This is a genomic window from Lysobacter sp. DMC104 (assembly GCF_056313665.1).
In genome coordinates this window covers 82,897-105,151 of record NZ_JBQUZW010000014.1, presented here as the reverse complement: position 1 = coordinate 105,151, position 22,255 = coordinate 82,897, and the positions used below count along the sequence as shown (strand labels likewise).

Below are 22,255 nucleotides of genomic sequence, written 5' to 3'. Positions count from 1 at the left end.
GGGATGCACGGGCCGGGATGCCGCGATCGATCATGGGCCGGGCAGTGGGGGCGGCGTCGGATGGGGGAAGCGAAGGGGTACGACGGCAGCCGGCGCTGGCGGGACGCATTGTCCAATGGCGCGTGGATCACCGGGCTCGTCGTCGCGTGCTGGCTGCTGGCGTTCCATGCCGCGTCACTGCTCGAATATCACGGCACCGCCAGTCTCTGGTATCCGCCGGCCGCGGTCGGCTTCGCGGCCTTCGTGGTGTTCCGCTGGCGTGCATGGCCGGCCGTCGTGCTGGCGAACCTGTGGATTTCCCGGCAGACGCTGATCGCCGCTGGCGCCGGTTTCGATGCGTCGCACACGCTGGTCGCCGGCCTCGGCTATGCGCTGGCCCACGGCATGCCGTACTGGATCCTCGGTGAATGCGTGCTGCGCTCGATCCCGCGCAGCCATGCCGCGTCGGCGCTGCCGCGTGCGGTGGCCACGTTCCTGATCGCCGGCCTGCTGGCGGCGTTGATGGCCGCCGGTGCTTCGGCCTGGGTGACCTCGGCGCTGGGGCTGCTGTCCCGGGACGGCATCTGGCCGCTGACGCTGCCGCTGCTGGTCGGCGACTACACCGGCCTCGTGGCGCTGGGGCCGCTGCTGGTGCTGGCCTTCCGCGCGTTCGCCGACCGCCTCGCGATCCGCTGCCCGCATCGCCTGCACGCGTTCGACGACGTGCCGCGCCCGCTGCGCAATCCGTTCGGACTGCTGATGAAGCTGCTGCTGGTGCTGGGCGCCAGCGCATTGTCGTTGCTGGCCATGGCGGCGATGCCCGCCAACCAGCCGCTGCTGTTCCTGATCTCTGTCGCGATCGTGCTGCAACTGTGGATCGTCCATACCCAGGGCGCGACCGAATCGCTGATCTCGGTGGGTGTGTTCAGCCTGATGCTGGTGGTGCTGGTGCGCGTGCTGCAGTTGATCGACCACGCGCTGGTGCTGCAATTCGCGATGGTCACGCTGGCGGCCGGCAGCTATTTCGGCATGGCCGTGCCCAATCTCTACGCCGACAACGCGCGCCTGCGCCGGCTGTTGATCCAGGATGCGCTGACCGGTGCCTACAACCGGCATTTCTTCGTCGAGATGTCGGAGAAGGCGATCGAGCAGTCGCGGGCGCGCGGCGAACCGGTGTCGATGCTGATGATCGACCTCGACAACCTCAAGGACATCAACGATCGCCATGGACACGCCGCCGGCGACCACGCGCTGTCGCTGGTGGTCCGCGTGTGCATGGAGGCGCTTGGCGGCAAGGACCTGCTCGGCCGACTCGGCGGCGATGAATTCTGCGTGCTGCTGCCCGGCAGCGACGCGGCACGCGCCGCGCAGACGGCCGAGCGACTGCTGGCCGCGGTCCGTGCGGCGCGTTATACGTTCCTCACCGACCTGCGCCCCAGCCTGAGCATCGGCGTCGCGACCGTGCAGGACAGCGGCGAGGATTACGAAAGCCTGTGGTTGCGCGCGGACTCGGCGCTGTACGTGGCCAAGCGCGGCGGCCGCGACCGGATCGCGCAGGAAGAGGGCTGCTGACGGCATCCGGGCATGTCCCGGAAAGCGACGGGGCGCCGAAGCGCCCCGTCGCGGTACAGCCAGATGCAGCGTCTGCCGATCAGAGCGCTTCGAAGATGCCCGCGGCGCCCATGCCGGTGCCGATGCACATCGTCACCATGCCGTACTTCTGCTGGCGGCGACGCAGACCGTGCACGATGGTGGCGGTGCGGATCGCGCCGGTGGCACCCAGCGGATGGCCGAGGGCGATCGCGCCGCCCAGCGGGTTGACCTTCGACGGGTCGAGGCCGAGGTCGCGGATCACCGCCAGCGCCTGAGCGGCGAAGGCTTCGTTGAGCTCGATCCAGTCGAGCTGGTCCTTCGTCAGGCCGGCCTGCTTCAGCGCCTTCGGGATCGCGGCGATCGGGCCGATGCCCATCACTTCCGGGCGCACGCCGGCGACCGAGAAGCTGACGAAGCGGGCGAGGGGCGTCAGGCCGTAGTCCTTGATCGCCTGTTCGGAGGCCAGCAGCACCGCGCCGGCGCCGTCGCTCATCTGCGAGGCGTTGCCGGCGGTGACGGTGCCGCCGAACATGCCGTTGCGGAAGACCGGCTTGAGCTTGGCGAGGCCTTCGATCGACGAATCCGGACGCGGGCCCTCGTCGATCTCGACCAGCGTCTTCTTAACCTTCACCGCATTGCCGGCGAGGTCGGGGATGCGGGCGATGACTTCATACGGCGAAATTTCCGACTTGAACTCGCCGGCCTGGATCGCAGCCATCGCCTTCTGGTGCGAGGCGAGGGCGAACGCGTCCTGGTCCTCGCGCGAGATCTTCCATTCCTCGGCGACCTTCTCGGCGGTGATGCCCATGCCGTAGGCGATCGCGACGTTCTCGTTCTTCGCGAACACTTCCGGGCTGAGCGCGACCTTGTTGCCCATCATCGGCACCATCGACATCGATTCGGTGCCGCCGGCGAGCATGAGGTCGGCGTGGCCGAGGCGGATCTGGTCGGCGGCCAGCGCCACGGCCTGCAGGCCGGACGAGCAGAAGCGGTTGACGGTCTGCGCGGCGACGGTGTTCGGCAGGCCCGCGAGCAGCGCACCGATGCGGGCGACGTTCATGCCCTGTTCGCCCTCGGGCATCGCGCAGCCGATGATGGCGTCGTCGATGCGCGAGGTGTCGATGCCCGGGGCCTGGGCGACGACGTTGCGCAGCACGTGCGCGAGCATTTCGTCGGGGCGGGTGTTGCGGAAGACGCCCTTGGGGGCCTTGCCGACCGGGGTGCGGGTGGCGGCGACGATGTAGGCGTCTTGAACGATCTTGGTCATGGTCTCGTGTCCTCGATGGTCTCCTTCCCCCGCGTGCGGGGGAAGGTCGGGATGGGAGCGGCGCCTGCGGCAACGGCCCCCACCTCGGTCCTCCCCCGCGAGCGGGAGAGGAGGCGTGGGTGTCAGTTGCGGAGGGGCTTGCCGGTTTCGAGCATGTGCTTGATCCGGGCCTGCGTCTTCGGCATCTGCGCCAGCGCGACGAAGTGCTCGCGCTCCAGGCGGATCAGCCACTCCTCGTCGACGATCGCACCGCGGTCCACCTCGCCGCCGCACAGCACGGTGGCGATGCGCGAGGCGATCTCGTAGTCGTGTTCGGAGATGAAGCGGCCTTCCAGCATGTTCACCAGCATCATCTTGAAGGTGGCGATCCCGACGTTGCCGGCGACCTGCACGCGGCGCGCGGGCATCGGCGGACGGTAGCCGGATTCGGCCAGCGCCAGCGCCTGCTGCTTGGCGATGTGCAGCAGCTCGTACGCGTTGAAGGCGATCACGTCGTCCTTGCGCAGCAGGCCCATCTCCTTCGCTTCGAGCGCGGAGGCGGAGACCTTGGCCATCGCCACGTTCTCGAACAGCGGCTTGAGCTGGGCGAACACGTCGCCGCCCGGACCGGCCGCCTGCGAGGCGCGGACCGCGAATTCCTTCAGACCGCCGCCGGCCGGCAGCAGGCCCACGCCCGCTTCGACCAGGCCGATGTAGCTTTCGAGGTGCGCCACGGTGCGCGCGGTGTGCATCTGGAACTCGCAGCCGCCGCCGAGGGCGAGGCCGCGCACCGCGCCGACCACCGGCACCAGCGCGTACTTGATGCGCTGGCTGGTCGCCTGGAAGTTGGCGACCATCGCCTCGAAGCCCTTCACGTCGCCCGCGGCGAGCAGGCCAAGGGCACCGGCGAGGTCCGCGCCGGCCGAGAACGGTTCCTTCGGCTGCCAGATCACCATGCCGCGGAAGTCGCGCTCCGCGATCCCGATCGCTTCCTGCAGGCCATCGAGCACATGGTTGTTCACGGTGTGCATCTTGGTCTTGAACGACGCCACCGCGATGCCGTCGCCGTCATGCCACAGGCGGACGCCTTCGTTTTCGTACACCGTCTCGCCCGGGGCGAAACGCTCACCCAGCAGCGGATCGGGGAAGCGCTGGCGCAGATAGACCGGGTTGGACGAGCGCGGCACGTCCGCGCCCTTGCCCGGGCTGTAGCTGCCGGTCGCGCCGTGCACGCCGTCGCGGCCGTCGGTGACCCACGCCGGCAGCGCGGCGTCGCTCATGGCCTTGCCCGCGGCGATGTCCTCGGCGATCCACGCCGCGACCTGCTTCCAGCCGGCGGCCTGCCAGGTCTCGAACGGGCCCAACGACCAGCCGTAGCCCCAGCGAATGGCGAGGTCGACGTCGCGCGCGGTGTCGGCGATGTCGGCCAGGTGGTAGGCGCTGTAGTGGAACAGATCACGGAACATCGCCCACAGGAACTTCGCCTGCGGATGCTCGCTGGCGCGCAGCTTCGCGAACTTCTCGGCCGGGTTCTTCGTCTTGAGGATCTCGACCACCTCCGGCGCCGCGCCGCGGTCGGCCGGGCGGTAGTCCTGCTTCTCCAGATCGACGACGACGATGTCCTTGCCGACCTTGCGGAAGATGCCGGCGCCGGTCTTCTGGCCCAGCGCGCCCTTCTGGATCATCGCGCCCAGCCACGCCGGGGCGTTGAAGTACTTGTGCCACGGATCGTCCGGCAGGGTGTCGGCCATGGTCTTGATGACGTGGGCCATGGTGTCCAGGCCGACCACGTCGGAGGTGCGGTAGGTCGCCGACTTCGGGCGGCCGACCAGCGGGCCGGTGATGCCGTCGACTTCGTCGAAGCCCAGGCCGAACGCGGCGGTGTGGTGGATCGTCGCCAGGATCGAGAACACGCCGATGCGGTTGCCGATGAAGTTCGGGGTGTCCTTGGCGTAGACCACGCCCTTGCCGAGGGTGGTCACCAGGAAGGTCTCGAGGCCTTCGAGGATGGCGCGGTCGGTGGTCGCGGCCGGAATGAGTTCCGCCAGGTGCATGTAGCGCGGCGGGTTGAAGAAGTGCACGCCGCAGAAGCGGTGGCGCAGTTCCTCGGGCAGCACTTCCGACAGCTTGTTGATGCCCAGGCCCGAGGTGTTGCTGGCCAGCACGGTGTGCGCGGGCACGAACGGGGCGATCTTCTTGTACAGGTCCTGCTTCCAGTCCATCCGTTCGGCGATCGCTTCGATGATCAGGTCGCAGCCGCGCAGGTGCTCCAGCCCGGTGTCGTAGTTGGCCGGGGTGATCGCTTCGGCCAGCGACTTCGAGGCGAGCGGGGCAGGCGAGAGCTTGCCGAGGTTGGCGAGCGCCTTCAGCACCACGCCGTCCGGATGGCCTTCCTTCGCGGCGAGGTCGAACAGCACGGTGTCGACGCCGGCGTTGGTGAGGTGCGCGGCGATCTGCGCGCCCATGACGCCCGCCCCGAGGACGGCGACGCGACGGATCAGCGGTTTCTGGGACATGTTCTGCATCCTGTTGATTGCGTGGGGTTTTCCGGATCGGAATGTCGGAGTTCGGAAAGGCTGGGGTCAGTTGACCTGGCCGGCGCGGAAGCCGGCGCAGGCGAAGCGGATGAGTTCCTTCGCCGCGCGCTGGCGGTGCTCGACCTCGCTGATGCCGGCCGGGCGCTTGATCATCCCGAAGTCGGCCATGGCGTAGGTCAGGGCACCGGCGAGGAAGTCGAGCCGCCAGTACAGCTCCTCCTTGCTCAGACCGGGCAGGCAGCGGGAGATGGCGCGGGCGAACTCGCGCAGGACGTGGCCGTACTGTTCGGAAAGGAAGCGGCGCAGGCCGTCGTTCTTCTCGGCGTAGGCGCGGGCGATCACGCGGATGAAGGCGCCGCCGCCGTGGCGGTCCTGGGCCATCGCCAGCGGCGGCTCGACGAAGGCGGCGAGGATGCCGTCGAGGTCGGCCGCGTCGGCATCGGTCGCGGCCTTGAGCCGGCCGAGGCGCTGGGCACTCATTTCGTCCATGCGGCGGCGGAACACCTCGTTGACGAGGTTCTCCTTGCTGCCGAAGTGGTAGTTCACCGCCGCGATGTTGACGTCCGCCTGGCTGGTGACCTGGCGGAGCGAGGTCCCGCCGAAGCCGTACTGGGCGAACAGGGTTTCCGCGGCGTCGAGAATCCTTTCCTTGGTCGAGAACTGGGCTTTGCTCATGGGGCCTCCGGGTTCCGGCAAGGGGTGGGCTGAATCAAACGCTTGTTTGAGCGCGGGCGCAGGATACGCCCTTTCCCCCGGGCCCGCAAAACGTGATCGTCGCCAAGGATGCAGAGAGACCCCGCGCCGGGTTAGAATCCTCTCCAGCCGAATCGGCTAAACCCGCGTCCCCACGCGGGTTTTTCCTGCCCACACATGTTATCGTTCGGCCGCTCGACTGCGGTCGTCTACCCCCGGAGACCCACTGTCATGGCGCTTGAGCGCACCATTTCGATCATCAAGCCCGATGCCGTCGCCAAGAACGTCATCGGCGAAATCTATTCGCGTTTCGAGAAGGCCGGCCTCACGGTCGTCGCCGCGAAGATGAAGCATCTCTCGCGCAAGGAAGCCGAAGGCTTCTACGCCGTGCATCGCGAACGTCCCTTCTTCGGCGCGCTGGTCGAGTTCATGACCTCGGGCCCGGTGATGATCCAGGTGCTGGAAGGCGATAACGCCGTCGCCAAGAACCGCGAACTGATGGGCGCGACCAACCCGAAGGACGCGGCGCCGGGCACGATCCGCGCCGACTTCGCGCAGTCGATCGACGCCAACGCCGTGCATGGTTCCGACTCGCTGGAGAACGCGGCGATCGAAACCGCGTACTTCTTCAGCGCCACCGAGCTGTGCCCGCGGTAATCCGGCCGAAGAAACGCACGACGTGAACGAGGCCGCGCAAAAACAGAACCTGCTCGACCTCGATCGCGAGGGCCTGGAGCGCTTCTTCGCCGAGACCCTCGGCGAGAAGCGCTTCCGCGCCCACCAGGTGATGAAGTGGATCCACCATCGCCACGTCACCACGTTCGACGAGATGACCGACCTCGGCAAGGCGCTGCGCGCCAAGCTCGAAACGCACGCCGAAGTGCGCGTGCCGACGGTCCAGTTCGACAAACCGTCCGAAGACGGCACCCACAAGTGGCTGCTGGGCATGGACGGCAAGAACGCCATCGAAACCGTCTACATCCCCGACAAGGGCCGCGGCACGCTGTGCGTGTCCTCGCAGGTCGGGTGCGCGCTGAACTGCACGTTCTGTTCGACCGCCACGCAGGGCTTCAACCGCAACCTGTCCACCGCCGAAATCGTCGGCCAGGTGTGGACCGCCGCGCGCCACCTCGGCAACGTGCCGCACAAGCAGCGTCGGCTCACCAACGTCGTGATGATGGGCATGGGCGAGCCGCTGGCGAACTTCGACAACGTCGTCCGCGCGATGAGCGTGATGCGCGACGACCTCGGCTATGGCCTCGCCAACAAGCGCGTGACCCTGTCGACCGCCGGCATGGTGCCGATGATCGACCGCCTCGCGCAGGAAAGCGACGTGTCGCTCGCGGTGTCGCTGCATGCGCCCAATGACGCACTGCGCGACCAGCTCGTGCCGCTGAACAAAAAATATCCGATCGCCGAACTCATGGATGCCTGCGTGCGCTATGCGCTGCGCAAGAAGGGCGAATCGGTGACGTTCGAATACACGTTGATGAAGGACGTGAACGACCAGCCCGCGCATGCGCGCGAACTGGTCCGCCTGCTGCGCGCGTTCGACCGCGCGGTGCAGATGAAGGACGCGGCCAAGATCAACCTGATCCCGTTCAACCCGTTTCCCGGCACCCGTTACCAGCGCCCGGACGACGCGGCCATCCGCGCGTTCCAGAAGCTGCTCAACGAGGCCGGCATGATCGCGCCGGTCCGTCGCACCCGCGGCGACGACATCGACGCGGCCTGCGGCCAGCTGAAGGGGCAGGTCGTCGACCGCACCCGCCGGCAGGCCGAATTCCGCAAGACGCTCGCGACGCCCGGGGGGCGCGACGCGGACGACATCACGACCGGGGCAGCGGATGCGGCATGAGCCGCGGCCCCTTCCGACCATCGGACCCGGCGCTCCGGCGAGCGTCGCTGCAATGAATGGATGCTTTGCTTTGGGGAGCGCTTCGCGATGACATCCAACGACACCGCCATGCCCGAGACCGTGCGCGGCATCGGCGAGAAACTGCGTCAGGCCCGCGTCCGCGCCGGGCTGACGCCGGCCGAGGCCGGGCAGAAGCTCAGGACCCCAACCCACGTGGTCGAGGCGCTGGAGCGCGAGGACTGGGCGCGGATCGGCGCACCGGTTTTCGTCCGCGGCCACCTGCGCAGCTACGCGCGCTTGCTGGGCCTGCCCGAGGACGCGATGGCCGCGAACGCCGCCGTGCCCGCGCCGCAAGTGCCGGAGCTGGTGCCGCGCACCTATACCCCGTGGGCGCAGCGTGCGGTCGAACAGACGGCGCGCCGGCTCGTCTACGTCGTCATCACCGCGAGTATCGCAGTACCGATCTGGTTGGCCACGCGCTCCCATCTCGACACGAAGGTCGACACGGTCTCGCTGGACAGTTCGCCTCTGCCGGTGGCGCCGGCCGGCAAGCCGGGGACGTCCGGTGACCAGCCTGCGCCGCCCCCCGCGCCGCAGGGCCCGCTGGTGGCGTCGATGACCCCGCCGATGTCCGCCCAGCCGGCAGCGGCGACGGATCTCGCCATCACGTTCTCCGGCGAAAGCTGGGTGCGCCTGAGCGGCGCCGACGGCAACGTGATCGAACAGGCGCTGGTCGCTTCGGGCCAGACGCGCGCCTTCCGCACCGGCGAACTGGGCAAGGCCGTGCTCGGCAACGCCCAGGCGATCAGCGTGCGCGTGCACGGCCAGCCGGTGGACCTCACCCCGTACATCCGCGCGAACGTGGTGCGCTTTACGGTATCCTCTGACGGTTCTCTCCAGCCGGTCGATCGCTGAGGGGTCCCGGCAGGTCACGGCGCAGCGCCACGGGCGCGCGTCCGACATTCCTCCGGCGACCCGCCCGCGGTCGCCGTGCAGGGGCGGATCCCGGATCCCGACCCGCCGCCTGCTTCCTTCCCGCCGCCGGCGGTGATCGATTCAGGCGCCGCCTGCTACAACATCGCGGCGTTCGCGCAACCCGCGGTCGGCGTCCGGATGCCCACCACGTCAGCCGCACTTCCGAGACCACAACCGACCCATGGCGATCGACGACCTTCTCGACGAACACGAACAGAGCGAACGCGTCCGCATCTGGCTGCGCAACAATGCCGCAGGCCTCGTCGGCGGCGTCGCCCTCGGCCTCGCGGCCATCTACGGCTGGTTCTGGTGGCAGGACCAGCAGAGCGCCCAGCAGCGCAAGGCCGGCGACCAGTACCAGGCGCTGATCACCGATCTGAAGGCCGGCAAGCTCAAGGAAGCGCAGGCCGCTTCCGCGGGCCTGAAGGACACTTCCTTTGCCGCGCTCGCCGCGCTGGACATCGCCAAGGCCCAGATCGATGGCGGCAAGCGTGACGACGCCATCGCCACCCTTCGCGCCGTGAAGACCGAAGACACCGCGCTCAAGGCGGTGGTGTCGCAACGCCTCGCGCGACTGCTGATCGACGCCGGCAAGGGCCAGGAAGCGCTCTCGCTGCTCGACGGCATCGACGAACCGCTCGCCCATGAAGTCCGCGGCGACGCGCTGTTCGCCCTCGGCCGCCGCGAGCAGGCACAGAAGGCCTACGAACAGGCCCTCACCGGGCTCGACGAGGGCTCGCAGCTGCGGCCGGTCATCGAGCTGAAGTTGTCGCAGGCCGGCGGCACTCCGAAGAAATCCGACTCCGCTTCCTGATCAGACCCGCACGATGACTCCCAATCGGTTGCACCCCGTTTCTTCCGCGCCGCGCGGCGCACTGCTCCGCGTCGCCCTGCTGGCCGCCGTGATGGTCGCCTTGCCCGGCTGCAAGACCGTGAAGGGCTGGTTCGAGGTCGGCAAGACCGCGGAGGCCAAGGCGGCCGCGAAGCCGGCCGAACTGACCGAGTTCGTCCCGTCCGCCACCGTCGCGCGGATGTGGTCCGCCGATGCCGGCGGCGGCCAGCCCAAGCTGGGCGTGGTGCAGGGCCCGGCGATCGCCGACGGCCATGTCTATGCCGCGGCGGCCGATGACGCTGTCCGCGCGTTCGACCTGCAGACCGGCGCCCGCATCTGGGAATACCGCACCAAGAAGCAGGCGCTGACGGGCGGCCCGGGCGCCGGCGACGGCCTCGTGGTGGTGGGCACGCTTGATGGCGGCGTCATCGCGCTCGACGCGGCGACCGGCACCGAGAAGTGGACCGCCAAGGTCACCAATGAAGTCATCGCCGCGCCGACCATCGGCCAGGGCGCGGTGCTGGTGCGTTCGAACGACGGTCGCATCACCGCGTTCGACGCCAGCACCGGCGAACGCCGCTGGTTCTGGAACCACGACCTGCCGTCGCTCAGCGTGCGTGGCAACGATGCGCCGGTGCTCGGCCCGGGCTTCGTGTTCGTGGGCAACGACGACGGCACGCTTTCCGCGCTGTCGCTACTCGATGGCCGGCCGCTGTGGAGCGTGCCGGTCGGCCAGCCCGACGGCCGCACCGAGCTCGACCGCATGGCCGACGTCGACGGCACGCCCGCACTGGACGGCGCCACGCTGTACGCCACCAGCTACAAGAAGCAGACCGTCGCGGTGGATGGCCCCAGCGGCCGCGCCCTGTGGTCGCAGGAACACGGCGGCCCCGGTCGCATCGGCGTGGCCGCCGACCGCGTCGTGGTGTCCGATCCCGCCGGCACGGTCTGGGCGCTCGACAAGTCGGGCGGCTCGGCGGTGTGGCAGCAAGCGGGTCTGGCCCGTCGCGGCCTGAGCGGCGTCGCGGTCCAGGGCGAATTCGCCGTGGTCGGCGATGCCGAGGGCTACCTGCACTGGCTGCGCCTGGACAACGGCGACTTCGCCGCCCGCACCCGCGTCGCCCGCGACGCCGTGCGCGCCGCGCCGGTCGTGGCGAACGGCGTGCTCGTGGTCGAGACCGTGGACGGCAAGCTCAGCGCCTGGCGCCTGAACTGAGCCCCCGCTGGTCAACCTTCGCGGCCCCGGGTAGGCTGACTGCCCGGGGTCGCGCGTTTCCGACTCTTTCGTGATCTCCCTGCCATGTTGCCTCTCGTCGCCCTCGTGGGCCGTCCCAACGTCGGCAAATCGACGCTGTTCAACGCCCTGACCCGTACCCGCGACGCGCTCGTCCACGACGAGCCGGGAGTCACCCGCGACCGCAACTATGGCGTCTGTCGCCTCGACGAGGCGCGGTCGTTCGTGATCGTCGACACCGGCGGCATCGCCGGCGAAGAGGAAGGCCTGGCCGGCGCCACCGCGCGCCAGTCGCGGGCCGCGGCCGAAGAGGCCGACCTCGTCCTGTTCATCGTCGACGGCCGTGAAGGCCCGTCGGCGCTGGACGACGAGATCCTGCGCTGGCTGCGCAAGGCCGACCGGCCGACGCTACTGGTGGTCAACAAGACCGACGGCATCGACAGCCGCGCCGCGATCGCCGAATTCGCGCGCTACGGCATCGCCGAGTCGATCGCGATTTCCTCGGCGCACCGCACCGGCCTCGACAAGCTGCTCGCCGACGTCCTGTCGCGGCTGCCCGCCGAAGGCGGCACCGAGGTGCTCGACAACGATCCCGAACGCGTCCGCATCGCCTTCGTCGGCCGCCCCAACGTCGGCAAGTCGACGCTGGTGAACCGCATCCTCGGCGAGGAGCGGATGATCGCCTCCGACGTGCCCGGCACCACCCGCGATTCGATCGCGGTGGACCTCGAACGCGACGGCCGCAAGTACCGCCTGATCGACACCGCCGGCATCCGCCGCAAATCGAAGGTGGAGGAAGCCGTCGAGAAGTTCTCGATCGTGAAGACGCTGCAGGCGATCGAGCAGTGCCAGGTCGCGGTGATCATGCTCGACGCCAGCGAAGGCGTGACCGAGCAGGACGCCAGCGTGCTCGGCGCGGTGCTCGACGCCGGCCGCGCGCTGGTGGTGGCGGTCAACAAGTGGGACGGCCTGTCGCAGTACCAGCGCGAGCAGACCGACGGCCTGCTGTCGCGCAAACTGTCCTTCGTGAACTGGGCCGAGGCCGTGCACATCAGCGCGAAGCACGGCTCGGGCCTGCGCGAACTGTTCGCCGCGGTCCATCGCGCGCACCGCTCGGCCACGCACAAGTTCAGCACCTCCGAAGTGACCCAGGCGATGGAGATCGCCTACGAGACCAATCCGCCGCCGTCGATCCGCGGCCACGTCTCGAAGCTGCGTTTCGCGCATCCGGGCGGCGAGAACCCGCCGACGTTCGTGGTGCATGGCACGCGATTGCGCACGCTGCCGGAAAGCTACCGGCGCTACCTCGAGAACTTCTTCCGCCGCCGTTTCAAGCTGATCGGCACCCCGGTGCGTTTCGTCTTCAAGGAAGGCGACAACCCGTACAAGGACAAGAAGAACGTCCTGACCGAGGGTCAGCTCAAGAAGCGCCAGCGGATGATCCGGCATCACAAGCGGAACAAGTAGGGCGGGCCCCGGCCCGCCGTCCTCGCGTGGCATCGTCGATTCCGCCAACAGATCTCACCCTCGGCCTGCTGGCCGGCGGCAACGCATCGCGCCTCGGCAGCATCGACAAGGCCTGGCTGACGCGCAACGGCGTGCCGCAGGTGCTGCGCTGGGCGCGACGCTGGCCGGGCGAACACGGGCCGGTGCTGGTGTCGGCGAATCGCGATCCCGATCGCTACGCCGCCGAAGGCATGACCGCCGTCGCCGACCGCACGCCCGGCCTCGGCCCGCTCGGTGGCCTCGACGCGCTGGCCGCGGCCTGCACGACGCCGTGGCTGCTCACGCTGCCGGTCGATCTGGTCGGCGCCAACGACTGCCTGATCCGCACGCTCGCGTCGAAGCGCGGCGCCGATGGCGCGTTCGCGATCGACGACGACGGCCCGCAGCCGCTGGTCGCGCTGTGGCGCGTCGACGCGCTGCGCGACGCCTGCGCCGCGGCAATCGCCGCGGACGCGCGCGCCGTGCACGCGCTGCGCGAACGCCTCGATCTGCCGCCGGTGACGTTCTCCGGCTTCCGCTTCGGCAACCTCAACACGCCCGACGACCTCCACGCCGCGGGCTTCGATCCGCCCCCGACACGCGCCACGCCATGACCTTTCCGACACGCATCGCCTTCGACGAGGCCCGCGCCATCCTCGCGCGCGTGGCCGCGGACCGCCGCCTGCCTGCCGAGCGCGTGCCGCTGGCGCGCGCGCACGGCCGCGTGCTCGCGCAGGACCTCGCCGCGGTCGTCGACCAGCCCGGTTTCGACAATTCGGCGATGGACGGCTTCGCGCTGCGCCATGCCGATCTGGCCGCGGACGGCGAGACGACGCTGCGCCTCGTCGGCGAACAGTTCGCCGGGCTGGCGGCGGATCGCGTCGTCGGCACCGGCGAATGCCTGCGCATCACCACCGGCGCGCTGCTGCCGGCGGGCGCGGACACGGTGGTGATGAAGGAAAACACGCTGGTCGAAAGCGATCGTGTGACCGTGCGAATCGCACCGAAGCCCGGCCAGCACGTGCGCCGCGCCGGCGAGGACGTGCGCGTCGGCGATGCGCTGCTGTCGGCGGGGCAGGTGCTGACGCCGTCTCGCGTCGCGCTGGCCGCGGGGCAGGGCATGGACCGACTCGACGTGGCGAAGCGGCCGACCGTGGCGGTGTTCACCACCGGCGACGAACTGGTCGAACCCGGCCTGCCGCTGCGCCCCGGCGAGCTGTACGACAGCAACCGCGAACTGCTGATGGGCCTGCTGCGCGCCGACGGCTTCGAGCCGGTGGCGTGGCCGCGGCTGCCGGACGATCCGGCGGCCATCGAGAACGCGCTGCGCCACGCGGGGCACGCCTTCGACGTCGTCATCACCTGCGGCGGCGTGTCGGCCGGCGAGAAGGACCACCTGCCCGAACTGTTCCGGCGCGAGGGCGTCATCCATTTCTGGAAGGTGCGGATGAAGCCGGGCATGCCGGTGCTGTTCGCCGGCTCGCATTCGGCGCTGGAGAATCCCGGCAGCGGCGGCCTCGGCGACGCGCTGTTCCTGGGCTTGCCGGGCAATCCGGTGTCGGTGCTGGCGACCTACCTGACGCTGGGCCGCACGTTGCTCGAAGGCCTGCAGGGGCGCGCCGACGCCCGCCCGCGGCTGCGTGCGCGCCTGCGCGCGCCGTGGCGCAAGACCCACGACCGCCTCGAATTCCTGCGCGGCCGGCTGGCCTGCGACGACGACGGCGCGCTGTGGGTCGAACCCAACCCCGCCGACGGCTCGCACCGCATGCGCGCCGCCGCCGATTCCGACGCGCTGATCGTGCTGGGCGAGGGCGAATGCGCGCTCGACGCCGGCGCGGTCGTCGATGTGCTGACGTATTGAGGCCAGGAGCAAAGGCCGCAGCAGCGGAGCGTTTTCTTGTCATCCCGAGCGCAGCGAGGGACCTGCTTTTCCCATGGCATGCGTCGCACGATGAAGCAGGTCCCTCGCTCCGCTCGGGATGACAACGGAGATGCGGCCACTTCGCAGCCACGAGCATGGGAGAATGCACGCCATGACCGCGATTCCCGAACCGGCTCCGCAGGACGCCCGCGACCGCCAGCGCGGCGGCAGCCTCCTCGTCGACGTGCGCGAACCGCACGAGCACGCGACCGGCATGGCCGAAGGCGCGCTCGCGCTGCCGATGGGCGCGCTGCTGGCCGATCCCGCTGCGCACCTGCCGGACCGCAACGCCGCGATCCTGCTGATCTGCCAGAGCGGCCGGCGGTCGATGATCGCCGCGGCCGCGCTCGCCGAGCAGGGTTACGCCGATGTCGCGTCGGTCGCCGGCGGCACCGCGCGCTGGATCGCGGATGGCCTGCCGACGGTGTTGCCCGACGCCGGCATCGACGCCGACTTCGCCGAGCGCTATTCGCGCCACCTGCGCCTGCCGCAGGTCGGCATCGACGGGCAGAAGCGGCTCGAAGCCGCGCGCGTGCTGCTGGTCGGCGCGGGTGGACTCGGCTCGCCGGTGGCGTTCTATCTCGCGGCGGCGGGCGTCGGCCATCTGCGCATCGCCGACGACGACGTGGTCGATCGCAGCAATCTCCAGCGCCAGATCCTGCATACCGAGGCCGCGATCGGCACGCCGAAGGTCGACTCCGCCGCGGCCGCGCTGTCGGCGCTGAATCCACGGACGCGCATCGAGGCCGTGCGCGAGCGAGTGACGTCGGACAATGTCGAACGCCTGCTCGACGGCGTCGACGTGGTGATCGACGGTGCCGACAATTTCGCCGCGCGCTACCTGCTCAACGACGCCTGCGTGAAGCTCGGCAAACCGCTGGTGTACGGTGCCGTGCATCGCTTCGAGGGGCAGGCCAGCGTGTTCGATGCCGGCCGCCATCGTGGCGAAGCGCCGTGCTACCGCTGCCTGTTCCCCGAGCCGCCGTCGGCCGAGGACGCGCCCAACTGCGCCGAGGCCGGCGTGCTCGGCGTGCTGCCCGGCGTGATCGGTCTGGTGCAGGCGACCGAGGCGCTGAAGCTCCTGCTCGGCATCGGCGCGCCGCTGACCGGCCGGCTGCTGCAGTTCGATGCGCTGGCGATGCGTTTCCGCGAGTTGCGGCTGTCGCCCGACCCCGACTGTCCCGTTTGCGCGCCGGGACGCGATTTCCCGGGCTACATCGACTACGCCGCGTTCTGCGCGGGACAGGGATGAAGCACATGCGCGCGATGTCGCGCTGGCGCGCGTTGTTCGTCTGCTGCGCGCTGGCGCTGTCCGCACGCGCCGGTGCGACGGTGCTGCCCTGCGAATTTCCCGACGATGCGGATGCGCCGGGCGGACTTCGCCAGCGCATCGCCGAAACCGCCTGTCGCGAGAATGCCGAGTGGTACGCGCCCTTCATCAACGCAGAGGGCCGCGTCGGCTGGCGGGACGGCCACATTCCGATGGAGGCCGAAGGCGGCAGCGAGAAGCTCGCCAGCGGCGGCACACCATGGCGGCGCGTGGCCGAGTATTGGCGTTCGACGCCGGCGCTGGACAACCTGCGCGGCGCCAACGGCGCGAAGGAATGCGAGGCACCGTCCGGTGCCTGGCAAGACAGTGCGGCCTGCCGCGCCTTCATCCTCGATCACCCGTGGTCCGCTGCGTTCGTGTCGTACGTGATGAAGCGCGCCGGCGTCGACGACTTCGCGTTCTCGGCGGAACACATCACCTATCTGCGTGCGGCGCATGCCGCGAAGGCCGAACGGCCGCGCTATCGCCTCGTCGCGCCCGATCGCGAGCGTCCCGAAGTCGGCGACCTGCTGTGCTACTCGCGCGAGGCGCGGGTGGCGACCCATGCCGACCTCGTCGCCTTCCTCGATGCGGGCGGCATCGGCCTGAAGACGCATTGCGACATCGTCGTGGGCGTCGACCTCAACGGCGATCGCAAGCTCTACACGATCGGCGGCAACGTGCTGCAGACGGTGATGCTGCGCAAGCTGTCGCTCAACGCCGCGGGCCGTTTCGTGCCGCCGCGCGCCGCGCCCGACGATGCCACGTGCCGCATCAATCGCGAACGCGCGTGCAGCCTCAACGCGAAGGCGTGGGTGGCGCTGCTCAAACTGCGCGACTGAGCGGGGCCGCGCCCGGCGTCACGGCCGGCGCAGGAACGCCGCCAGCGCCGGCCCGAATTCCGGATGCGCCGCGATGTCGTTGTGGTCGGCGGTCGGAATGCGCACGACGGTCGGCCGCGCCGGCAGCGACGCGATCAGCGCCTGCGTGTTCGCTTCCGGCACCACGTCGTCGCGGCCGCCGTGCACGATCAGCAGCGGCCCGCGGAACCCGTGCAGCGCCGACGCCGAATCGTAGCTGTCCTTCAGCAGCCAGCGGATCGGGAAGGCCGGGTAGTGCGCCTGCGCGGTGGCGCGCATGCTGTCGAACGGCGTGACCAGCACCAGCCGCGCCAGCGGGCGCCGCGCCGCGAGCTGGCTGGCGATGCCGGTGCCGAGACTGCGCGCGACGACGTCGATCGGCTGCCCGGGATGCCGCGCCTGCACGTCGTCGAAGAAGGCCACGGCGTCCGCGACCAGCGCGTCCTGCGACGGCGCGCCGTCGCTGGCGCCGTAGCCGCGATACGCGAGGAAATACAGGCTGCGGCCCGGGAACCACTGCGCGAAATCCTCGCGGTTCTGCTCGACGTGCTCGGCGTTCCCACCGAAATAGAGAACGGGCGCCCCGGCCTCCGGCTGCACGACCCAGCCGCGCAGCACCGTATCCGGGCGGCGCAGTGTGTAATCGGTGCCGTTGGCGTCGACGGCCGTCGCCCAGCCGTAGTACATCAGCTCGCGCTGCTTCGCGTACAGGAAGGCGCAGGCGCCGGCATAGCCGAGCAGCGCGAGGGTCGCGACGATGATCAGGAAGACGCGCATGACGACTTACGCGTGCCGCTTCGTCGCCGCCTCGAACGCGGCCAGCTGCTCCGGCGTGGCCTCGCGCTGGTGCCGCGCCTTCCAGTCGGCGAAGGGCATGCCGTAGACGGTCTCGCGGGCGGCGTCCTTGGTCATCCCGATCCCGCGTTCGGCGGCGGCCTCGCGGTACCAGTCGGCGAGGCAGTTGCGGCAGAAGCCGGCGAGGATCATCAGGTCGATGTTCTGCACGTCCGGGCGTTGGTGCATGAGGTGATCGCGCAGGCGGCGGAAGGCGGCGGCTTCGAGTTCGGTGACGGTCTGCGGGTCCATGGCGGGTTCATCGGAAACGGGCGCCGCAATGGTCGCAGGCTTCGGCGAACGGCGCGAATCCGTCGTCGCCGGCCAGCGGTGCGCGGCAGGCCGGGCAGACGATCCGGCGGCGCGTGATCCATGCGAACAGCAGATGCAGCGGCAGCGCCGGGACGAGCAGCCAGAAGACATGCACCCGCGGCATGAGCAGGAACGCCCAGCCTGCCAGCAGCGCCAGGAAGACCGCCATTTCGAGCGCGGTCAGGAGGAAGAACCGGCGCCGGGCGGCGGCGAAGCCTGCGGCGACGTCACGGGCCTGCGGTCGATTCACGACATGTCTCCTGCGGTCTTTGCGGTCTTAGCCCGCCTCTTCGGCGATAATGGCGGCCCGTTCCTGCAACAACGTGTCCATGACCGCACGCATCCTCGACGGCAAACGCATCGCCGATTCGCTGCTCGACGACCTCCGCGCCCAGGTCGATGCCCGCGTGACCGCCGGCAAGGCCCGGCCGGGGCTGGCGGTGGTGCTGGTCGGCAGCGACCCGGCCTCGCAATCGTACGTGCGCAACAAGCGCCGGGCGGCGGAGAAGGTCGGCATCCGCGCCTTCGACTTCGACCTGCCGTCGGGCACGTCCGAGGCCGAGCTGCTGGCGCTGATCGACCGCCTCAATGCCGATCCGACGGTCCACGGCATCCTCGTGCAGCTGCCGCTGCCGGGCATCCCGGACGCGACCCGGCTGATCCACCGCATCGACCCGCGCAAGGACGTCGACGGCTTCCATCCCGAGAACGTCGGCCACCTGGCCCTGCGCCAGTTCGGCCTGCGGCCCTGCACCCCGCGCGGCATCACCACCCTGCTGGCCTACACCGACCGCCCGGTGCGCGGGCAGAGCGCCACCATCGTCGGCGTGAGCAACCACGTTGGCCGGCCGATGGCGCTGGAACTGCTGATCGCCGGCTGCACCGTCACCAGCTGCCACAAGTTCACCCCGGCGGACGTGCTGCGCCGGCACGTGGGCGAGGCCGACATCCTCGTGGTCGCGGTCGGCAAGCCGGCCTTGATCCCGGGCGAGTGGGTGAAACCGGGTGCGGTGGTGATCGACGTCGGCATCAACCGCCTGGACGATGGCCGGCTGGTCGGCGATGTCCAGTTCGCCGCGGCGGCGGAACGCGCCAGCTGGATCACCCCGGTCCCGGGCGGCGTGGGCCCGATGACGGTCGCGACCCTCATGCAGAACACGCTGGAGGCGGCCGAGGCCGCCGACGGGACGGCCGGTTCCGCGGCCTGAGCGTGCGGGCAGGGGCGCCGGCGGGTTAGAATGTCGCGCTTCATCCCCTCCGGACCGGCCATGCTCCGCATCCAGGCTGAAGCGCTCACGTACGACGACGTTTCGCTCGTCCCCGCGCATTCCACCGTCCTCCCGAAGGACGTTTCCCTCGCCACCCGGCTCACCCGCGACCTGCGGCTGAATCTGCCGATCGTGTCGGCCGCCATGGATACGGTCACCGAAGCCCGCCTCGCGATCGCGATGGCCCAGCTCGGCGGCATCGGCATCATCCACAAGAACCTCACCTGGCAGCAGCAGGCCGCCGAGGTCGCGAAGGTCAAGAAATTCGAGGCCGGCGTGATCAAGGAGCCCTTCACCGTGGGCCCCGACGCCACCATCGGCGACGTGCTCAAGCTCACCCGGGCGCGCAACATCTCCGGCGTGCCGGTGGTGGATGGCGGCCAGCTGGTCGGCATCGTCACCGGCCGCGACATGCGCTTCGAGAAGAAGCTGGACGATCCGGTCAGCCACATCATGACCAAGCAGGACAAGCTGGTCACGGTGCGCGAGGGCGCCAGCGACGAGGAAGTGCTGGAACTGCTGCACAAGCACCGCATCGAGAAGGTGCTGGTGGTCAACGACGGTTTCCACCTGCGCGGCCTGATCACCGTGAAGGACATCCAGAAGAAGCGCGACAACCCGAACGCCGCCTACGACCTCAGCGAACGCCTGCTGGTCGGTGCCGCGGTCGGCGTCGGCGGCGACACCGAGCAGCGCATCGAAGCGCTGGTCGAAGCCGGCGTCGACGTGATCATCGTCGACACCGCGCACGGCCATTCGCAGGGCGTGATCGATCGCGTGGCCTGGGCGAAGAAGCAGTACCCGAACCTGCAGGTCATCGGCGGCAACATCGTCACCGGCGACGCGGCGCTGGCGCTGGAAGGCGCGGGCGCGGACGCGGTGAAGGTCGGCGTGGGTCCCGGTTCGATCTGCACGACCCGCATCGTCGCCGGTGTCGGCGTGCCGCAGGTCACCGCGGTGTCGATGGTGGCCGAGGCGCTGCAGGATCGCATCCCGCTGATCGCCGACGGCGGCATCCGCTACTCGGGCGACATCGGCAAGGCGATCGTCGCCGGCGCGTCGTCGATCATGATCGGCGGCCTCTTCGCCGGCACCGAGGAAGCCCCGGGCGACACCGAACTCTTCCAGGGCCGCAGCTACAAGAGCTACCGCGGCATGGGCTCGCTGGGCGCGATGGAGAAAGGGTCGAAGGACCGCTATTTCCAGGACGCCAGCGACGCCGACAAGCTGGTGCCCGAAGGCATCGAAGGCCGCGTGCCGTATCGCGGCCCGCTCGGCAACGTGGTGCACCAACTCGCCGGCGGCCTGCGCGCGACGATGGGCTACGTCGGCTGCGCCACGATCGACGAGATGCGCAAGAAGCCGTATTTCGTGAAGGTCACCGGCGCCGGCCAGCGCGAAAGCCATGTGCATGACGTGCAGATCACCAAGGAACCGCCGAATTACAGGATGGGGTGAGGCGACGCGCTTGCGAGCCACCGGCTCGCGCGTCGCCGAACGCCCGTCCACGGATGGATGGGCCGGGCGATCTCCCGTCCGACGCTGTGCCGCCACGGATGGCATCGCGACACATGCATTTCCGCTGTCATCCCGAGCGCAGCGAGGGACCTGCTTTTCCCGCCGCGAGCAAGCAGAAGCAGGTCCCTCGCTGCGCTCGGGATGACAGCGACGTTCCGATCCCCGGCTTTCCGAGTCACGGCCCCATGACCGACCTCCACAGCGACATCCACGCCCACCGCATCCTCATCCTCGACTTCGGCGCGCAGTACACGCAGCTGATCGCGCGGCGCATCCGCGAGATCGGGGTCTACTGCGAGATCTGGGCGTGGGACCACGACCCTGCCGACATCGCGGCGTTCAACCCGAAGGGCATCATCCTGTCGGGCGGGCCGGAGTCGACGACGGAAGCCGGTTCGCCGCGCGCGCCGCAGCAGGTCTACGACAGCGGGCTGCCGCTGCTGGGCATCTGCTACGGCATGCAGACGATGGCGATGCAGCTCGGTGGTCTGGTCGAGGGCGGGCATCATCGCGAATTCGGTTACGCCCAAGTCGAGGTGCTCGGCAACGACAAGTTGCTCGGCGCGCTGACCGACCACCCGGGCCGCCACGGTCTGGACGTGTGGATGAGCCACGGCGATCGCGTCACGCAGATCCCCGATGGTTTCAGCGTCACCGGCCGCACCGACAGCGTGCCGATCATCGCGATGGCCGACGAGGCGCGCCGCTGGTACGGCGTGCAGTTCCATCCGGAAGTGACGCACACCAAGCAGGGCGAGACGCTGCTGCGCCGCTTCGTGCTCGACATCTGCGGCTGCCAGGTGCTGTGGACGGCGGCGAACATCATCGACGACCAGATCGCGCGCGTGCGCGCTCAGGTCGGCAGCGACGAGGTGATCCTCGGCCTGTCCGGCGGCGTCGATTCGTCGGTGGTCGCGGCGCTGCTGCACCGCGCGATCGGCGAGCAGCTGACCTGCGTGTTCGTCGACACCGGCCTGCTGCGCTGGAAGGAAGGCGACCAGGTGATGGCGATGTTCGCCGAGCACATGGGCGTCAAAGTGATCCGCGTGAACGCCGCCGACCGCTATTTCAGTGCGCTCACTGGCGTCACCGATCCGGAAGCCAAGCGCAAGATCATCGGCAACCTGTTCGTCGAGATCTTCGAGGAAGAATCGAACAAGCTCGCGAACGCGCGCTGGCTGGCGCAGGGCACGATCTATCCGGACGTGATCGAGTCCGCCGGCAGCAAGACCGGCAAGGCGCACGTCATCAAGAGCCACCACAACGTCGGCGGCCTGCCGGAGCACATGAAGCTCGGCCTGGTCGAGCCGCTGCGCGAACTGTTCAAGGACGAAGTGCGTCGCCTCGGCGTCGAACTCGGTCTGCCGCGCGAGATGGTCTACCGCCACCCGTTCCCGGGCCCCGGCCTCGGCGTGCGCATCCTCGGCGAAGTGAAGCCGGAGTACGCCGAACTGCTGGCGCAGGCCGACGCGATCTTCATCGACGAATTGCGCAAGTGGGGCTGGTACGACAAGACCTCGCAGGCGTTCGCGGTGTTCCTGCCGGTGAAGTCGGTCGGCGTGGTCGGCGACGCGCGTGCGTACGAATGGGTGATCGCGCTGCGTGCGGTCGAGACCATCGACTTCATGACCGCGCACTGGGCGCACCTGCCGTACGACTTCCTCGACGAAGTCTCGCGCCGCATCATCAACGAACTGCGCGGCATCTCGCGCGTGGTCTACGACATCAGCGGCAAGCCGCCGGCGACGATCGAGTGGGAGTGAGCGGCTGACGCGGGCCGCCGCGGTGGCCCGGTCCGCCC

20 protein-coding genes are annotated in these 22,255 nt (G+C 69.6%); 14 read left to right on the top strand and 6 right to left on the bottom strand.

The genetic code is table 11. The features are described 5' to 3' along the window. Positions 1–60: 60 nt before the first annotated feature. Entirely contained in the window at positions 61–1,551 is a 1,491-nt protein-coding gene (locus ACT53R_RS16845) for a GGDEF domain-containing protein (RefSeq protein WP_476173072.1), read from the top strand. Between the two features lie 79 nt (positions 1,552–1,630). Here ACT53R_RS16845 and ACT53R_RS16840 read toward each other — a convergent pair whose 3' ends face one another. The 3 genes from ACT53R_RS16840 to ACT53R_RS16830 form a co-directional block, all read right to left on the bottom strand. Then, positions 1,631–2,839, bottom strand: a complete 1,209-nt coding sequence (locus ACT53R_RS16840) for an acetyl-CoA C-acyltransferase (RefSeq protein WP_476173071.1) — start codon at positions 2,837–2,839, stop codon at positions 1,631–1,633. 122 nt (positions 2,840–2,961) lie between these two features. Beyond that, positions 2,962–5,334, bottom strand: a complete 2,373-nt coding sequence (locus ACT53R_RS16835) for a 3-hydroxyacyl-CoA dehydrogenase/enoyl-CoA hydratase family protein (RefSeq protein ID WP_476173070.1) — start codon at positions 5,332–5,334, stop codon at positions 2,962–2,964. 66 nt (positions 5,335–5,400) lie between these two features. Next, on the bottom strand, positions 5,401–6,030 hold the full coding sequence (locus tag ACT53R_RS16830; RefSeq protein ID WP_476173069.1) for a TetR family transcriptional regulator: 630 nt from the start codon (positions 6,028–6,030) through the stop codon (positions 5,401–5,403). Positions 6,031–6,279: 249 nt separating this feature from the next. Between ACT53R_RS16830 and ndk the strand changes: the two genes are divergently transcribed. The 10 genes from ndk to ACT53R_RS16780 all read left to right on the top strand — a co-directional run bounded on the left by ndk (position 6,280) and on the right by ACT53R_RS16780 (position 16,504). Continuing rightward, the gene (ndk, locus tag ACT53R_RS16825) at positions 6,280–6,705 is read left to right on the top strand and encodes a nucleoside-diphosphate kinase (RefSeq protein WP_476173068.1); all 426 of its coding nucleotides are present in this window, start codon (positions 6,280–6,282) and stop codon (positions 6,703–6,705) included. A gap of 22 nt (positions 6,706–6,727) precedes the next feature. After that, positions 6,728–7,906, top strand: coding sequence for a dual-specificity RNA methyltransferase RlmN (rlmN, locus tag ACT53R_RS16820; protein ID WP_476173067.1), 1,179 nt, complete (start codon positions 6,728–6,730; stop codon positions 7,904–7,906). Between the two features lie 87 nt (positions 7,907–7,993). Next, positions 7,994–8,821, top strand: a complete 828-nt coding sequence (locus tag ACT53R_RS16815) for a helix-turn-helix domain-containing protein (protein WP_476173066.1) — start codon at positions 7,994–7,996, stop codon at positions 8,819–8,821. Positions 8,822–9,062: 241 nt separating this feature from the next. Then, on the top strand, positions 9,063–9,695 hold the full coding sequence (locus tag ACT53R_RS16810; RefSeq protein ID WP_476173065.1) for a YfgM family protein: 633 nt from the start codon (positions 9,063–9,065) through the stop codon (positions 9,693–9,695). A 13-nt stretch (positions 9,696–9,708) separates the two neighbouring features. Further along, entirely contained in the window at positions 9,709–10,929 is a 1,221-nt protein-coding gene (gene bamB, locus ACT53R_RS16805) for an outer membrane protein assembly factor BamB (RefSeq protein WP_476173064.1), read from the top strand. Positions 10,930–11,013: 84 nt separating this feature from the next. Then, positions 11,014–12,414 carry a ribosome biogenesis GTPase Der gene (der, locus tag ACT53R_RS16800; protein WP_476173063.1) on the top strand — a complete coding sequence of 467 codons (1,401 nt, stop codon included), beginning with the start codon at positions 11,014–11,016 and terminating at the stop codon, positions 12,412–12,414. Positions 12,415–12,440: 26 nt separating this feature from the next. Next, positions 12,441–13,046: a molybdenum cofactor guanylyltransferase gene (gene mobA / locus ACT53R_RS16795; RefSeq protein ID WP_476173062.1), complete on the top strand. Its 606-nt coding sequence runs from the start codon at positions 12,441–12,443 to the stop codon at positions 13,044–13,046. Beyond that, on the top strand, positions 13,043–14,293 hold the full coding sequence (locus ACT53R_RS16790; RefSeq protein WP_476173061.1) for a molybdopterin molybdotransferase MoeA: 1,251 nt from the start codon (positions 13,043–13,045) through the stop codon (positions 14,291–14,293). The genes mobA and ACT53R_RS16790 overlap by 4 nt, the downstream gene beginning before the upstream one ends. Positions 14,294–14,411: 118 nt before the next feature. Then, a complete protein-coding gene (gene moeB, locus ACT53R_RS16785) occupies positions 14,412–15,605 on the top strand; it encodes a molybdopterin-synthase adenylyltransferase MoeB (RefSeq protein ID WP_476173060.1) in 1,194 nt (397 codons plus the stop codon). 5 nt (positions 15,606–15,610) lie between these two features. Continuing rightward, positions 15,611–16,504, top strand: coding sequence for a DUF2272 domain-containing protein (locus ACT53R_RS16780; RefSeq protein WP_476173059.1), 894 nt, complete (start codon positions 15,611–15,613; stop codon positions 16,502–16,504). A gap of 18 nt (positions 16,505–16,522) precedes the next feature. Here the strand turns inward: ACT53R_RS16780 and ACT53R_RS16775 are convergent, their stop codons facing one another. From ACT53R_RS16775 to ACT53R_RS16765, 3 genes are read right to left on the bottom strand one after another with little or no spacing between them, the layout of a single operon-like run. After that, a complete protein-coding gene (locus ACT53R_RS16775) occupies positions 16,523–17,299 on the bottom strand; it encodes an alpha/beta hydrolase (RefSeq protein ID WP_476173058.1) in 777 nt (258 codons plus the stop codon). A gap of 6 nt (positions 17,300–17,305) precedes the next feature. Then, positions 17,306–17,608: a DUF1244 domain-containing protein gene (locus ACT53R_RS16770; RefSeq protein ID WP_476173057.1), complete on the bottom strand. Its 303-nt coding sequence runs from the start codon at positions 17,606–17,608 to the stop codon at positions 17,306–17,308. A gap of 7 nt (positions 17,609–17,615) precedes the next feature. Beyond that, the gene (locus tag ACT53R_RS16765; RefSeq protein WP_476173056.1) at positions 17,616–17,918 is read right to left on the bottom strand and encodes a hypothetical protein; all 303 of its coding nucleotides are present in this window, start codon (positions 17,916–17,918) and stop codon (positions 17,616–17,618) included. 79 nt (positions 17,919–17,997) lie between these two features. Between ACT53R_RS16765 and folD the strand changes: the two genes are divergently transcribed. The 3 genes from folD to guaA all read left to right on the top strand — a co-directional run bounded on the left by folD (position 17,998) and on the right by guaA (position 22,217). Further along, entirely contained in the window at positions 17,998–18,876 is an 879-nt protein-coding gene (gene folD / locus ACT53R_RS16760; protein ID WP_476173055.1) for a bifunctional methylenetetrahydrofolate dehydrogenase/methenyltetrahydrofolate cyclohydrolase FolD, read from the top strand. Positions 18,877–18,936: 60 nt separating this feature from the next. Continuing rightward, positions 18,937–20,394, top strand: a complete 1,458-nt coding sequence (gene guaB, locus ACT53R_RS16755; RefSeq protein WP_476173054.1) for an IMP dehydrogenase — start codon at positions 18,937–18,939, stop codon at positions 20,392–20,394. Positions 20,395–20,639: 245 nt separating this feature from the next. After that, complete coding sequence (gene guaA, locus ACT53R_RS16750; RefSeq protein ID WP_476173053.1) at positions 20,640–22,217, top strand: glutamine-hydrolyzing GMP synthase; 1,578 nt, start codon at positions 20,640–20,642, stop codon at positions 22,215–22,217. Positions 22,218–22,255: the final 38 nt, after the last annotated feature.